This window comes from Microbacterium hydrothermale (assembly GCF_004854025.1).
Lineage (GTDB): Bacteria > Actinomycetota > Actinomycetes > Actinomycetales > Microbacteriaceae > Microbacterium > Microbacterium hydrothermale.
On the sequence record NZ_STGM01000003.1, the window covers coordinates 334,434 to 348,705 of the forward strand.

Genomic DNA, 14,272 nt, shown 5'->3' on the forward strand with positions numbered 1-14,272 from the left:
CTCGACCGCCGCAGATCCGGCCGCCGGACGGTACGCCACCGGGGCGCGGCCCGTTTCCGGGCAAAGAAAAGACCCTCCGCGCACCCGGTAGAGCCTGGTTACCCTTGCTACGTTTCCGTCCTGGGGGAGTTGGCCTGGGTACCGCCACGCGGAGAGCCGAGTACAGCCTACCCGACCCGCGGAGCGCCTCCCACCCGCGCTCCTCCCCCGCACGACGAAGCGGCCGGGGTGCGATGCACCCCGGCCGCTCGTCGATCGGACGTCAGCGCGACAGACGCAGCGTCACGAGCTGGAACGGACGCAGCTCGAGATCCACGACGCCACCCTGCACGGCGGTCACCGCCGCGGCATCCACGTCGCGCTCCAGCAGGTCGGTCTCGCTCACGCGGGCGACGTCGAAGCCGGCCTCGAGCCGCGCCTGCGTGCGCTCCCCCAGCGCCTCGTAAAGGCGCACGACCACGTCGCCCGACCCGTCCTGCGCGAGCTTGACGGCCTCGACGACGACGCCGGGGGCGTCGATCGCCACCAGCGGGGCGACGCTCTCGTGCGCGGCATCCGTCACCACGCGCGCGGGGAGGTTCGTGCGGTAGCCCTCGGCCACGGCGTCGAGCACGTCGGCGCCCACGACGATGCCCACCTCGAGGTGGTGCGCGCCCTGGTCCTGACCGGGGTCGGGGAACATCGCCGAGCGGATGATCGACAAGCGCACGAGCGAGAACGTGCCCCCACCCTCGCGCTCGTGGCGCGTGATGTCGTGTCCGTAGGTCGAGTCGTTGGTCACGGCGATGCCGAAGTCGGGCTCCGCGACCCGCACCCACCGGTGCGCGGCGGTCTCGAAGCGCGCCGCGTCCCACGAGGTGTTCGTGTGGGTGGGGCGCACGATGTGACCGAACTGGATCTCGGATGCCGCACGGTCGGTGTGCACGTCGACGGGGACGCCGAGCTTGAGCAGCTTCTGCTGCTCGTGCCAGTCGACGTCGAGCGACAGGCGCACCGTGCGCGACCCCGCGGCGAGCGCGAAGCGCGTGACGATCGTGGAGTCGCCGAACGAGCGTTCCACCACGACCGCATGGCCGTCGACGCGCACGGCGTCGGCGCTGTCGAGGGGTGTGGCGTGACGGCGGTAGGTCTCGTCGATGTCCCACGCGTCCCACTGCGTCGGGGTGTCGCGGAACACCTCGAACAGTCCCGCCACCTGCCCCGCGGGCACGACCTCGCGGCCCGACACCACGTCGACGAGCGAGATGAGAAGACCCCGGCCGTCGATCACTGCGTGCACGATGCCGTTGTCGAGGACGAACCCCTCGCCCTCGGCGCGCGGGGCGACGTCGCGCGCCCCCGGCGCCGGCGCGATGCCCAGGGCGGGCGCCCCGGCGCGGGCGTGGGGCGCGGCGTTGGCGAGCAGCGTCCGGTCGCCCTCGCCGGCGAGCGCGCGGAGGCTGTCGGCGATGATCTGCTCGAGCTCGGCCGCGATGGCTGCGTAGTTGCGCTCGGCATCCCGGTGCACCCACGCGATCGAGGTGCCGGGGAGGATGTCGTGGAACTGCTGCAGCAGCACCAGGCGCCACAGGCGGCGGAAGGCCTCGGCCGGGTACTCCGCCCCCGTGCGTACGGTCGCGGTCGCCGCCCACAGCTCGGCCTCGCGCAGCAGGTGCTCGCTGCGACGGTTGCCCTGCTTGGTGCGCAGCTGGCTGGTGTAGGTGCCGCGGTGGAACTCGAGGTACAGCTCCCCCGCCCACACGGCCGGGTCGGCGTATTCGGCCTCGGCGGTCTCGAAGAACTCCCGCGGGGTCGAGTGCTTCACGATCGGCGCGCCCTCGAGCGAGTGGGCGCGCGCGATGGTCGCGGTCATCTCGCGCGTGGGTCCGCCGCCGCCGTCGCCGAAGCCGTACGGCAGCAGCGAGGTGCGCGCGCGGCCCTTGTCGGCGAAGTTGCGCTCGGCGTGCGCGAGGTCGGCCGCGGTCACCTCGGAGTTGTACTTGTCGACCGGCGGGAAGTGCGTGAAGATGCGCGAGCCGTCGATGCCCTCCCACCGGAAGGTGTGGTGCGGGATCCGGTTGGTCTCGTTCCACGAGATCTTCTGCGTGAGGAACCAGCGCGCACCGGCGGCTTTCATGATCTGCGGCAGGGCTCCGCTGTAGCCGAACGAGTCGGGCAGCCAGACCTCTTCGGTGTCGATGCCGAACTCCTCGAGGAAGAAGCTCTTGCCCTCCACGAACTGGCGGGCCATCGCCTCGCCGCCGACCATGTTGGTGTCGGATTCGACCCACATGCCGCCCACGGGCACGAAGCGCCCCTCGGCGACCCGCTCCTTGAGCCGCTCCCACAGCGCCGGGTAGTGCTCCTTCATCCACGCGAACTGCTGCGCCGACGACGACGCGAAGACGAACTCGGGGTCCTCGTCCATGAGCGACAGCACGTTGCTGAAGGTGCGCGAGACCTTGCGCGCCGTCTCGCGCACCGGCCACAGCCACGCGGAGTCGATGTGCGCGTGGCCCACGGCGTGCAGCACGTGGGCACTGGATGCCGCGGGCGCGGCCAGCAGCGGAGCGAGGACGTCGCGGCCGGCCTGGGCGGTGCCGGCCACGTCGTGCGGATCGACGGCGTCGATCGCGGCATCCATCCCCTCCAGCAGGGTGGCGCGGCGCGCGGAGGTCGCGTCGAGCTCGGCGATCAGGCCGTGGAGCAGGCGGAAGTCCTGCAGCAGGTCCCACACCGCGAGGTCGCGAAGGCCGATCGACATCTCACGCAACGTATAGAGAGGTGCATCGCCCGCGGTCGCGGGGTCGCCGACCGGCGTGGGCTCGAACGTGAAGAGGCTGCCCACGTCGGGATTGGAGGCCGCCTCGACCAGCACGTCGACCCGGCCGTCGGCGTCGACCGCGGCGGGGCTGGCGTTGTTGAACGGCGAGACGCCCTTGATGGGCGCGCCCTGGCGGTTCCACACGAGGGCCTCGCACTGGAAGCCGCTCTGGCCGGCGGTGAAGCCGAGGTCGATCACGAGCTCGGCGACGGTGCCCGCGGGAAGGGCGCCCGCGTCGTCGCGCCACGCGGCGGGGATCTCCCCCGACACGGCGAACCAGGTGGTCCCCCACGCCCGGCCCCACGGCGTTCCGATCGCGAACGGGCGGTAGGCGGCATCCTGTGCCTCGGCGAAGGTCACGGGCTCGCCCGGGGCCTCCCACGCCCGGATGTCGAGGGGCTGACGGGCGCGGTAGACGGCGGGGGCGAGACGCTCGCGGACGAAGCGTTCGATGCGCATCTCGATGAGCGCGGTGCGGTCGTGCATGGCGAAGAGGTTCCTTGTCTGGGGGGACGGGTCAGCCCTTGACCGCGCCGGCGAGGGCCGACGGGCCGCCGAGTCCGCGCTGTACGAGCACGTACAGACCGAGGACCGGGAGGGAGTAGACGATCGAGTAGGCCGCGAGCTGGCCGTAGGCCACGGCTCCGAACGACCCGAAGAAGTTGAAGATGCTGACCGCGGCCGGCTGGTAATCCGGGCTGAGCAGCAGCACGAAGGGCACGAAGAAGTTCCCCCACGCCTGGATGAAGGTGAAGATGAACACCACCGCGATCCCCGGACGCATGAGCGGGAGCACGATCTGCACGAGCGTGCGCATGGATCCTGCGCCGTCCATCCAGGCGGCGTGCTCGAGCTCGACGGGGACGCCGTCCATGAAGTTCTTCATCATCCAGATCGCGATCGGCAAGGCGCTCGCGGTGAGGAAGAGAATCGTGCCGCCGACGGAGTCGATGAGGTTCAACTGCACGAACAGGCTGTAGACGGGCACCATGATCGCCGTGATCGGCAGGCACGTGCCGAAGAGCACCGCGTACAGGAACGGCTTTCCGACGCGCATCTTGTAGCGCGACAGCGGGTAGGCCGCGAGCGAGGCGAGCACGACCGTGGCGACGGCGGTGCCGCCCGCGAGCAGCACGCTGTTCCACAGCGGCAGGAACAGCAGGTCGGGCTTCATGACCGCGGCGAAGTTGTCGAGGGTGATGACCTCGGGCATCTTGATCGCGAGCGTCGGCTGGGCGTCGAGCGACGCCGTCACCAGCCACACGAGCGGGACGACGAAGAGGAAGCCGATCACGATCATGAGCGTGTTCGACAGCACGCTCAGCGCGCGGGTGCGCGGCGACGACAGCGAGGCCTTCTTCCGGTTCCGGGCGGGCGTGACCGACCGGGCGCGGCGGCCCGTGACCTCGGGGAGAGTGGTGGTGGCGCTCATGACGAGACCTCCTCGCGCAGCGCGCGGACGTAGAAGAAGGAGAACACGGCGCCGATGAGGAGCATGATCGTCGCGATCGCGGTGCCGTAGCCGAGCTCGCCGAACTTCAGCCCCTGCTGGTACGCGAGGATCGGCAGCGTCGTGCTCTTGTTGCCGGGGCCGCCGCCGGTCATCACGAAGATGAGCGTGAACACCGACAGCGTCTGCAGCGTCACGATCATCGAGTTCGTGCCGATGGTCGAGCGGATCATCGGGATGGTGACGTGCAGCAGGCGCTTGACGCCGCTGGCGCCGTCCATCTCGGCGGCTTCGGTGATCTCGGGCGGCACATCGGCCAGGGCCGCGGAATAGACCATCATCGAGAACGCCGTGCCGCGCCAGATGTTGGCGAAGATCACCATGAGCACGGGCAGCGTGAACAACCAGCTCACGGGCGCGACGCCGAAGACGGCGAGGACGGCGTTGAGCGTGCCGTTGTCGCGGAAGAACGCGTACGCCGCGAACGCCGCGACGATCTCGGGCAGCACCCACGCGGTCACGACGATCGTGCCGACCACGGCCGTGACGATGCGATTGCCCGAGCGCATCATGAGCGCGAGGGCCAGGCCGAGGACGTTCTGTCCGATCACGGCCGAGAAGAACACGAAGACGATCGTGTTGACCACCGCGACGGGGAAGTCGGGGGCCTTGAAGAGCTGCACGTAGTTGTCGAAGCCGACGAAGTCGCTCGCGACGGCCGTCGATCCCGACAGCGTCGCGTTGGTGAGCGAGCCCCACAGCGACACCAGGATGGGGCCGAGCAGGAACACCGCCAGCAGCAGGGCTGCCGGCAGGAGCGGGAGCGCCCGGGCCGACGACCGGAGGCCGCGCGTCTTCACGCGCGACCCCCGGTCGGTTCCGGTCGCCCCGGGGGTAGCCAGGGCGGTCACGATCAGCCCTGCTGGGTGTTGTCTTCGCCCACGATGCCGATGACGGCCTGGTCGTAGGCGGCGGCCGCGTCGTCGACGCTGGACTGGCCGGTCATGACGGCTTCCATGGCGACCTGGATCTGGTTCGAGATCTTGTCGTAGTCCTCGGTGGCCGGGCGGAAGTGCGTGGTGTCGACGAAGCTCGAGAAGGTCTTGAAGCTCGGGTTGGCGTCGAGGTACTCGCTGGACTGGGCCACGTCGGCGCGCACGGCGATCTGGCTGTTGTCGATGCCGTAGGCGGTGGCGTTGTCCTTGTTGACGGCGGTGGAGAGGAAGTCCCACGCGGCGTCGGCGTTCTTGGTGTTCTTGCCGATGGCGAGGGTCCACCCACCCGACATGCTCGTCGTGCCGGGCGCCTGGCCGTCCTGCGTGGGCATGGCGGCGATGCCGAGGGCGTCACTCCACTCGGGCCACGCGGCGGTGCCGCCGTCGACCCACGCGGCGGACTGCCACGAGCCGTCGAGCGCGATGGCGAGCTTCGACGAGGGCAGCCAGTCGGCGGTCACGCTGGTGAAGATGTTGGGGTCGAGCGCCTGCTGCAGCGACGGTCCGAGACCGCCCTGGTAGACGTCGCTGACGAACTGCAGCGAGTCCTTGAAGCCCTGGCTGCCGACGACCCACTTCTTGCTGTCGGTGTCGTAGAGGGTGTCCTCGGTGCCGTACATCAGCATCTCGAGACCCTGCATGGATGCCGCTTCACCCGCCGTCTTGCCCGAGTAGACGTTGATCGGGATGACGTCGGGGTTGGATGCCTTGACCTTCTCGGCGGCCGAGAGGATGTCGGCCCAGGTCTTGGGCTGCCACGGCACGGAGATGCCGGCGGCCTGGAACAGGGCCTTGTTGTACCAGAGGCCGCGGGTGTCGGTTCCGAGCGAGACGCCGTAGGTCTTGCCGTCGGGGCCGAGACCGGCCTGCTTGGCGCCCTCGGCGAACTGCGACCAGTCGTCCCACTTCGCGAGGTAGTCGTCGAGGGGCAGCAGGTAGCCGGCGGCCGCGTCGGACTGGATCTTGAACGTGTCTTCGTACTGCACGTCGGGGGCGGTGCTGGCCGACTTGTTCATCAGCGCGAGCTTCGTGTAGTAATCGGCGCCCTCGGCCTGGATCGGGACGAGCTCGACCGTCATGCCCTCGTGGGCGGCCTCGTACTGCTTCTTGGCGTTCTCCATCAGCGTCTGCATCTGGTTGAAGGTCGCCGTGGTCTGGTACGCCACACGGATCGTCTTCGAGTCCGCCGCGTCGCCGCTGCCACCGGAGCAGCCGGCCAGAGCCACGGTCAGGGCGGTGGCGGTCAGAAGACCGGTCGCCATCGTCAGTTTCTTCATGGAAGCTCCCTTGCTCGGGTGGAGACACCGCGTCGCCAGAACCTTTTATAAATCAAATGGACTAACTCGGCAAGTCGCGACGCGCGACGCAAGATAACGATCACGACACGCCCGGCTATGGACGCGCACGGCCGTGTCAGAGGGCGATCATCATCCGCGCCGGTCGAGCCGCGAAAGCGCCGTCCAGCATGAGGCACGCGGCCCCCACGGCCGCCACGTCGAGACCGACCACGGAGCGGCGCACGATGATCGGCAGCGTCGCCGTCGACGCGGCATCCGCCGCCACGTGCTCCGCCACGACATCGGCGAGCACCCCGGCCAGGCGCTCCCAGGCGGGGCCCCCGAGCACGACCTCGTCGACGTCGAGCAGGTTGTTGGTCACCACCAGGGCCCGGGCGATCCGCTCCCCCGCCCGGCGCAGCACCCCCGCGGCCGCGTGCCGGGGATCCGCCGCGTCGCGCACGAGACGGTCCAGGCCCGCGCGCGGATCGACGTCGTCGTACCCGGCCTCGGCGATGAGCACGCGCGGCTCGATCGACACCCCCAGGCACCCGCGCGATCCGCACGCGCACAGGGGGCCCTCGGCATCCACGACCACGTGCGCGATACCCCCGGCGTTGCCGGTGCGACCGCGCACGGGCGCCCCCGCCACCGCGAGCCCCATGCCGACGCCGGCGCCGTAGTACAGGAACATCGCGTCGCTCAGGGCGTCGGAGCGGTCGAACCACATCTCGCCCACCATCGCCGCGGTGACGTCCTTCTCGACGATGACCGGCAGCCCCGTGGCCGCCCCCAGGTCCTCTCGGACGTTGACGTTGTGCCACTGCGGCAGCAGCGGAGGATCGAGCAGCCGACCGCCGCGGGCGTCGAACGGCCCGGGGGCGGCGACCCCCACGCCCAGCACGAGATCGCGCGTCACCTCGGCGCGCGCGACGATGGCGTCCACCGCCGTCGCGACGGCGGCGACCAGATCACCCGGTGCGGCGTCGCGCAGGGCGGGGATCTCGTCGTGCGCGATGACCTCACCCGCCATGTCGACGAGCACGATCGTGTCGACGACGGGGTCGAGGTGCACCCCGACGGCGAAACGCGAGCGCGGTTCGAGCTTCAGCAGCGTGCGGGGCTTGCCCGGACCCGAGATCACCTTCCCCGCCTCGATGATGAGGCCGTCGTCGGCCAGGCGGCGGGTGACGTTGCTCAGCGTCTGCGCGCTCAGACCGGTGCGCGCCGACAGCTCCACGCGGCTCAGCCCCTCGGGCGAGCGCCGGATGAGGTCGAGCACCAGCGTCTGGTTGTACTCGCCGACGGCGGGCAGGTTGGAACCCGTACGCATGCTCCCCGCCCTCACTCGCCGGCCCGCGGCGCGGTCCCTCGGTCTCTCAGGGTAGACCCGGCGTCAGGACTGCAGCGCGAGGGCCGCCGCCCCCAGGAGCGGGCCGTCGCCGTCGAGGCCCGAGCCCACGATGCGGCAGCGCCGCGCGTAGGCGTGCAGCGACGCGGCCTGCGCGGCCGCGCGCACCTGGTCGATGTAGTCGGGCGCGACCTGCGAGAAGCCTCCCGCGATCGCGACGGCCTCGAGGTCGCAGAGCGTCGCCGCCGCCGCGATCGCCTGACCCACGGCCGTGGCCGAGCGGGTCACGGCCGCGATCGCGACCGGGTCGCCCGCCGCGTGGGCGGCCGCGAGGTCGAGACCGGTCTCGCCGTGCCATCCCTGCCGCTGGGCCCACGCGACCGTCCCGGGCCCCGCCGCGACGGCCTCGAGGGTGGATGCCACGACCTCGTCGCCCTCGACGGTGCGCACGAAGGTCTGCCCGAGGTGGCCCGCGTTGCCGCTCGCCCCCGCGACGGGCCGACCGCCCTGGATCAGTCCGCCGCCCACTCCGGTGGACACCACGATCGCCATCGCGTCGTCGCACCCGACGAGCGCGCCGCGCCAGTGCTCGGCGAGCGCGATGCAGGTGCCGTCGAGAGCGAGCCGGATCGGACCGTCGACGAGTCCGGCGAGCACCTCGTCGATCGACAGCCCCGCGGCGAGCGGCAGGTTCAGCGGCGAGACGGAGCGCGAGGGCAGATCGACCGGACCGGCGCTGCCCACCCCGACGGCCCCGACCCGCGCCTCGGGCACCGCGGCGAGCGCTCCGGCGGCGGCCTCGCGGATGTGGCGCGCGATCTCGTCGCGGTCGGCGGAGCGTCCGGTGGTGCGGCGGGTCACGCTCCGACGCTCGACCTCTCCCGCGACGGAGACGAGGGCGGCATCCACCTTCGTCCCCCCGATGTCGACGGCGAGAACGTGCGTGGAGACGGACGGGGACGGGGTGGGGTGCGACATGCGCGGGCTCCTCGGCTGGACCAACGCTCCCCGATCCTAGGGGCCCGAGCATCCGCCGTGTGACGCCTGTGCGCGGCGCCGTTTCGGGCCCCCGCCCCCGCCGTGCGGGTTACGATCAGGTCACGGCGGCGACGACGCGCCTCCACCCCGCGACCCAAGGGATGCCATGGACGAGACGGTCACGCCCGAGGCGGCATCACGACTCCGCCGCGCCGACACCCCCAGCCGACCCGGCGCCGACGCTCCGCTGGATGCGGATTCTTTCGCCCGGCTGACCGGGCAGATCCTGGCCTCCGTCTCGCGGGTGATCGACGGCAAGCCCGACGCCGTGCAGAGCGCCCTCATCGCCCTGCTGGCGGAGGGGCACCTGCTCATCGAAGACGTCCCGGGCGTCGGCAAGACGATGCTCGCGCGAGCCCTGGCGGCCACGATCGACGCCGACGTGCGCCGCATCCAGTTCACCCCCGATCTGCTGCCGGGCGACATCACCGGCGTGTCGGTGTTCAATCCCGTGCAGCGGCAGTTCGAATTCACGCCCGGAGCGGTGTTCGCGCACATCGTCATCGCCGACGAGATCAACCGCTCCTCCCCCAAGACCCAGTCCTCGCTGCTCGAGGCGATGGAGGAGCGTCAGGTCACCGTCGACGGCCGCACGCACGTGCTGCCCTCGCCGTTCCTGGTCGTGGCGACGCAGAACCCCCTCGAGATGGAGGGCACCTACGCCCTGCCCGAGGCGCAGCGCGACCGCTTCCTGCTGCGCATCTCGATGGGATACCCGGATGCCGCGGCCGAGGCGCTCATGCTCCGTCAGCGCGACGCGGTCAACCCGCTCGACGGACTCACCCCCGTCGTCTCGGCGCGCCAGGTGACCGCGATGGTCGCGTGGGCACGCGGGGTGCACGTCGCCCCGGCGCTCGAGGAGTACGTCGTGGCCCTCGCGCAGGCCACCCGCAGCCACCCCGACATCCGGCTGGGCGCGAGCCCCCGGGCGACGCTGCAGCTCGTGCGCGCGGCGAAGGTGCGCGCGGCCCTCGACGGCCGGTCGTACGTCATCCCCGACGACATCACGGCCCTGCTCTCGCCGGTGTTCGCCCACCGTCTGATCGCCAACCGCTCCGCCGCCGGAGGCCGAGCGGGAGCCGCGGTGGTCGCCGACGCCCTCGAGCGGATCGCCGCGAGCGTACGCGTGCCCCTCGCCTCCCGACCGTGAGAGCCCGGGTGAGGCGTTTCTGGCCCTTCACGCTCCGCGGAACGGGAGCACTGCTGCTCGCGGCGGCGGCCTTCGTGATCGCGCAGCGCGCCGGCATCCCCGAGCTGCTCTACTTCGGCACGCTGCTGGTCGCGCTCCTCGCGGCCTCGACCGTGTCGCTGCTGCTGACGCGGGGGGCGGGGGCGGTGACCCGTGTCGTCTCGCCCGAGGTGCCCGAGGTGGGCGGCATCGCCACCGTCTCGGTGCGCGCGGGGATCCAGAGCGCCCTGCCCACGGCCCCCGGGCGATGGCGCGACAGCCTGCCGGCGGGCCTCACCGGAACGGCCGAGGGGGCGTCGCCGACCCTTGTGGCGAACGGCGCGTCGTCGACGATCGAGGTGCGCTACGACGTGGAGGGGGTCGCGCGCGGCGTGCACGCGCTGGGGCCGTTCGAGGTGACCACCACCGATCCGTTCGGGCTCATCCGCCGCCGCATCGCGCTCGGGCGCACGACGACCGTGACGGTGGCGCCGACCATCCGCGATCTCGCGGCGCTGCCCGGCGCCGCGGGCGAGGCCGGCGGCTCCCGCCAGACCACCACCCTGCAGATCGGCCAGGGCGCCGACAACCTCGTCGCCCGCCCCTACGCCCCCGGCGACTCGATGCGGCGCATCCACTGGCGCGCGACGGCGCACCGCGACACGCTCATGGTGCGGCAGGAGGAGCAGGAGTCCAGCCCCGCCGCCACGGTCGTGCTCGATCGCGCGGTGTCGCGCTGGTCTCCGCTCGCCGCGCACGCACCGGGGAGCGACCGCGCCTTCGAGACGGCCATGTCGGCCTGCGTCTCGGCCGTCGCCCGGCTGGTGCGCGAGGGGTACACCGTCGACGTGATCGACAGCGACGGAGCACTGCTCGCCGACCCCGTCGAGGGCGGAGACGACGCCGACGCGCGTGCGACCGCCGCGGCGTTCGCGAGCCTGCGCGCACGCCCCGACGACCCGTCGCACCGCGTCGTCCCCGCCGCCGCGGCGGGACTGACGGGCCCCGTGGTGGTGATCACCGGTGCCCTGCACCCCGAGGACCGCGCGAGCCTCGGCGCCGTGGCGCAGCGCTCGGCCCTGCCCGTTCTGCTGGTCGTCTCCGACGACGCCGACCTGGACCGCCTGCGCGCGGGCGGCTGGCGCGCGGCGCACGTGCGCCCCGGCGGCGACGTCGCCGCGGCGTGGGACGACGCGATCGAACAGGGGTACGCCCGTGTCGGCCGCTGACGTCACCCGGTTGCGCACCGCCCGGCGTCGCCGAGACGCGGCGATGCTGACCGGCGGACTGTACGTCGCCATCGTCGCCGCCCTGCTTCCCGCGTTCTCGGTCATCGCCCCGGGTGCCTGGGTGGCCGGAGCGGCCGGGCTGGCGGCCGCCGTGCTCGGAGCGGGCCTGCTGGTGCGCCTCGCGCAGCTTCCCGCCGTGGTGGCCAGCGTCGTCGAGGCCGTCGTGTGGGTCGTGGTGCTCACGGCGCTGTTCGGACGCTCGACCGCCCTGCTCGGCGTCATCCCGACGCCGGCGACCTTCGCGTCCGTGCCGGGGCTGCTCTCCGGCGCGTCGGAGGAAATCCGGTTGGGCGTAGCCCCCGTGCCCCCCGAGGCCGGCTTGAGCTTCCTCCTGGTGGCCGCGGTCGGCGCTCTCGCCCTCGTCCTGGACCATGTCGTGCTCACGGCGCGCATGCCGCTGCTCGCCGGGGTCGGTCTCGTCGCGGTGTCGCTCATCCCGACGATCGCGATCCCCTCCGACGTCGACGTCGCCGGTTTCGTCCTCCTCGCCGCCGCCCTGCTGTTCCTCCTGCGCGTCGACACGCGGGCGCGCACCGCCGCGCAGAACCCCCGCCGCACCACGGCACGGCGATCGCCCGGGCGGCTCGGGGTGTCGGCGACGGCCGTCGCGGTCGCCGTGGTCGCCGTCATCGTCGCGGTGGTCGCCACCCCCCTGCTCCCCCAGCCCGGTCTGCGCTTCGCCACGGGCGGGTCGGGTGGGACGGGCACGACGATCAACCCCAACCTCGAGCTCGGCAACGACCTGCGTCAGCCGCGGGAGGTCGACGTCCTCACCGTGCGCACGACGGCCCCGACGGCGCCGTACCTGCGCGCGGTCACGCTGTCGCGCTTCGACGGCGCCGTCTGGTCGCCCGACAGCGGCGACACCGTTCCCGTCTCCGGCGACGCGCCCGTGTTCGGCCCGGTCGAGGCCGACGCCGAGATCGCCCGCGCCGACTGGACGACCGACGTCACCGTCGACGCGCTCGACAGTCCGTGGCTCCCCGTGCCCTACCCGGCATCCACGGTCACCGGTCTCGAGGGCGACTGGCTGGGCATGCCGCAGAACCGCACCGTCGTCACCCGCGCCGGCTCCACGCGCGACCAGCAGTACGAGGTGCAGGCGAGCGTGCCGCGGCCCACTCTCGAACAGATCCGCAGCCGCGCCGTGGGCGACCCCGGCCTCGGGGCCGACGTCACGGCCCTGCCCGCCGATGTGCCCTCGATCATCGGCGACACCGCGCGCGAGGTGACGGCCTCGGCCGCGACCCCCTACGACGCGCTGCTGGCCCTGCAGACGTGGTTCCGCAGCAGCGCCTTCCGCTACTCGCTCGATGCGCCGGTCGACTCCGGGTTCGACGGCGCGGGACTCGACGCCGTCGCCGACTTCCTGCAGGTGCGCGCGGGCTACTGCGTGCACTACGCCTCGGCCTTCGCCGTGATGGCCCGCTCGCTCGGCATGCCGTCGCGGATCGTGGTCGGCTACCTGCCGGGAACGGCCTCGAGCATCCCCCAGCAGGGCGGAACAGAGTACACCGTGACGTCGAGCCAGCTGCACGCGTGGCCCGAGGTGTACTTCCAGGGCATCGGCTGGGTCCCCTTCGAGCCGACGAACAGCCTGGGCGTGCCCACCAACTTCGCCTCCGGGTCGACCTCGAACGGCGGGACGACCCCGGACACCCCGGAACAGGATGCCGCCGCCCCCGACGCCCAGCCCTCGGCCGCGCCCTCGCAGGCCGATCGGGGCGACGTGGGGGCCGTCGACACCGGCGCCGCGGCGACGACCGCGCGTCAGGGAGCCGCGTGGGTGCCCGTCGGCATCGTCGTGCTGGCCCTGCTCGCCGCGGCCGTCGTTCCGGCCCTGCTGCGCACCGCCCGGCGCCGTCGTCGGCTCGGCGCGGCGCGCGCCGGCGACGCCGTCGCCGCGTGGACGGCCCTGCAGGAGGATGCCGTCGACCTCGGCATCCCGGCCCCCGGGGCCGAGTCGCCCCGCGCCTTCGCCGCGCGTCTCGTCGACGAGCACGGCGTCGAGGCGGACGACGTCGACCTTCTGCGCGAGGCCCTCGAGCGCGTGAGCTACGCCGGCGATGCGCCGGATGCCGCGCGCGGACCCGCACTGGTAGCGACGGTCGACGGCATCCGGGCGGGTCTTCTCGCCCGGGCGACCCCGGTGCGCCGCGTGCTCGCGCGCGTGCTGCCGCGCTCGCTCGTGGTGCGCCCGGGCGCGGCGGAGGTCGAGCGCAAGAGCGTGGGCTGAACGCCGAAGAGCGTCACCCTCGATATCGAGGGTGACGCTCTTCGTGTGGCGGAAGTGACAGGATTTGAACCTGCGAGGCGAGTTACCCCGCCTACATGGATTCCAGCCATGCTCCTTAGGCCGCTCGGACACACTTCCAACAGGAAAGCTTACACGGCTGTCAGGCTCGACCGAATCGGGGCCGAGGTCAGTCGCGCGGCGCTCTCCCGATCTCCGCGATGATTCGGCGGACGTCTTCCGGGTCGAAGACATCGTCGGATGCCGCGAGCTCGGCCGGGGTGAACCAGCGCACGTCGACGATGTCGTCCTGTTCGCCCTCGGTCCAGGCATCCCGGGCGATCTCGAAACGAGGGGTGCGCAGCACGAAGTACACCGCGGTCCGACGCCCGTACTCCTCGGCCGGGGGCAGCTCGATCTCGCGGAACGCGACCGGCTCGCCCACGGCGTCCACGCGGAGCCCGGTCTCTTCGTACAGTTCGCGGATCGCCGCGGTCGCGGCATCCTCACCGGGGTCGATTCCGCCGCCCACCGTGAGCCAGCGCGCGGGACGCACGCGCCGGCCCCAGTGCTGCTTCATCAGCAGCAGGGCGCCGTCCTCGTCGAACACCAGGACGCGAGCCGTGTCGCGCGTTCTCGGGGTCGTCTCGTCGGTCACGGGAGGATTC

At 72.2% G+C, this 14,272-nt stretch carries 10 protein-coding genes, 1 tRNA gene and 1 other RNA gene; 3 read left to right on the top strand and 9 right to left on the bottom strand.

Annotated elements, in window-relative coordinates; translation table 11 throughout:
* Positions 1 to 64: 64 nt before the first annotated feature.
* From ffs to FB047_RS08425, 7 genes are all read right to left on the bottom strand, one after another.
* An RNA gene (gene ffs, locus FB047_RS08395) (signal recognition particle sRNA small type) lies at positions 65 to 161 on the bottom strand.
* Between the two features lie 101 nt (positions 162 to 262).
* Positions 263 to 3,289: an alpha-mannosidase gene (locus FB047_RS08400; RefSeq protein WP_136586721.1), complete on the bottom strand. Its 3,027-nt coding sequence runs from the start codon at positions 3,287 to 3,289 to the stop codon at positions 263 to 265.
* A 31-nt stretch (positions 3,290 to 3,320) separates the two neighbouring features.
* Complete coding sequence (locus FB047_RS08405) at positions 3,321 to 4,235, bottom strand: carbohydrate ABC transporter permease (RefSeq protein ID WP_205822797.1); 915 nt, start codon at positions 4,233 to 4,235, stop codon at positions 3,321 to 3,323.
* The gene (locus FB047_RS08410) at positions 4,232 to 5,164 is read right to left on the bottom strand and encodes a carbohydrate ABC transporter permease (protein ID WP_136586722.1); all 933 of its coding nucleotides are present in this window, start codon (positions 5,162 to 5,164) and stop codon (positions 4,232 to 4,234) included. Before FB047_RS08410 ends, FB047_RS08405 begins: the two co-directional genes overlap by 4 nt.
* A gap of 2 nt (positions 5,165 to 5,166) precedes the next feature.
* A complete protein-coding gene (locus FB047_RS08415) occupies positions 5,167 to 6,525 on the bottom strand; it encodes an extracellular solute-binding protein (RefSeq protein ID WP_136586723.1) in 1,359 nt (452 codons plus the stop codon).
* A gap of 136 nt (positions 6,526 to 6,661) precedes the next feature.
* The gene (locus FB047_RS08420) at positions 6,662 to 7,858 is read right to left on the bottom strand and encodes an ROK family transcriptional regulator (protein WP_136586724.1); all 1,197 of its coding nucleotides are present in this window, start codon (positions 7,856 to 7,858) and stop codon (positions 6,662 to 6,664) included.
* Between the two features lie 63 nt (positions 7,859 to 7,921).
* Complete coding sequence (locus FB047_RS08425) at positions 7,922 to 8,854, bottom strand: ROK family protein (protein ID WP_136586725.1); 933 nt, start codon at positions 8,852 to 8,854, stop codon at positions 7,922 to 7,924.
* A gap of 166 nt (positions 8,855 to 9,020) precedes the next feature.
* On the opposite strand from FB047_RS08425, the gene FB047_RS08430 reads away from it, so the two are divergent.
* From FB047_RS08430 to FB047_RS08440, 3 genes are read left to right on the top strand one after another with little or no spacing between them, the layout of a single operon-like run.
* Positions 9,021 to 10,064, top strand: coding sequence for an AAA family ATPase (locus FB047_RS08430; RefSeq protein ID WP_240752681.1), 1,044 nt, complete (start codon positions 9,021 to 9,023; stop codon positions 10,062 to 10,064).
* Between the two features lie 8 nt (positions 10,065 to 10,072).
* Positions 10,073 to 11,311, top strand: a complete 1,239-nt coding sequence (locus FB047_RS08435; protein ID WP_136586726.1) for a DUF58 domain-containing protein — start codon at positions 10,073 to 10,075, stop codon at positions 11,309 to 11,311.
* On the top strand, positions 11,298 to 13,607 hold the full coding sequence (locus tag FB047_RS08440) for a transglutaminase TgpA family protein (RefSeq protein WP_240752682.1): 2,310 nt from the start codon (positions 11,298 to 11,300) through the stop codon (positions 13,605 to 13,607). Before FB047_RS08435 ends, FB047_RS08440 begins: the two co-directional genes overlap by 14 nt.
* Positions 13,608 to 13,653: 46 nt before the next feature.
* On the opposite strand, the gene FB047_RS08445 is transcribed toward FB047_RS08440, so the two are convergent.
* Together FB047_RS08445 and FB047_RS08450 are read right to left on the bottom strand one after the other, a co-directional pair.
* Positions 13,654 to 13,745: transfer RNA gene (locus FB047_RS08445), tRNA-Ser, on the bottom strand.
* A gap of 49 nt (positions 13,746 to 13,794) precedes the next feature.
* Positions 13,795 to 14,262, bottom strand: a complete 468-nt coding sequence (locus FB047_RS08450) for an NUDIX hydrolase (RefSeq protein WP_136586727.1) — start codon at positions 14,260 to 14,262, stop codon at positions 13,795 to 13,797.
* Between the last annotated feature and the right edge of the window lie 10 nt (positions 14,263 to 14,272).

What these genes read in the sequence shown, in the direction of transcription:
- FB047_RS08400 (WP_136586721.1), bottom strand. Translation starts at nt 3,289, where the DNA reads ATGCACGACCGCACCGCGCTCATCGAGATGCGCATCGAACGCTTCGTC.
- FB047_RS08405 (WP_205822797.1), bottom strand. Translation starts at nt 4,235, where the DNA reads ATGAGCGCCACCACCACTCTCCCCGAGGTCACGGGCCGCCGCGCCCGG.
- FB047_RS08420 (WP_136586724.1), bottom strand. Translation starts at nt 7,858, where the DNA reads ATGCGTACGGGTTCCAACCTGCCCGCCGTCGGCGAGTACAACCAGACG.
- FB047_RS08415 (WP_136586723.1), bottom strand. Translation starts at nt 6,525, where the DNA reads ATGAAGAAACTGACGATGGCGACCGGTCTTCTGACCGCCACCGCCCTG.
- FB047_RS08425 (WP_136586725.1), bottom strand. Translation starts at nt 8,854, where the DNA reads ATGTCGCACCCCACCCCGTCCCCGTCCGTCTCCACGCACGTTCTCGCC.
- FB047_RS08430 (WP_240752681.1), top strand. Translation starts at nt 9,021, where the DNA reads ATGGACGAGACGGTCACGCCCGAGGCGGCATCACGACTCCGCCGCGCC.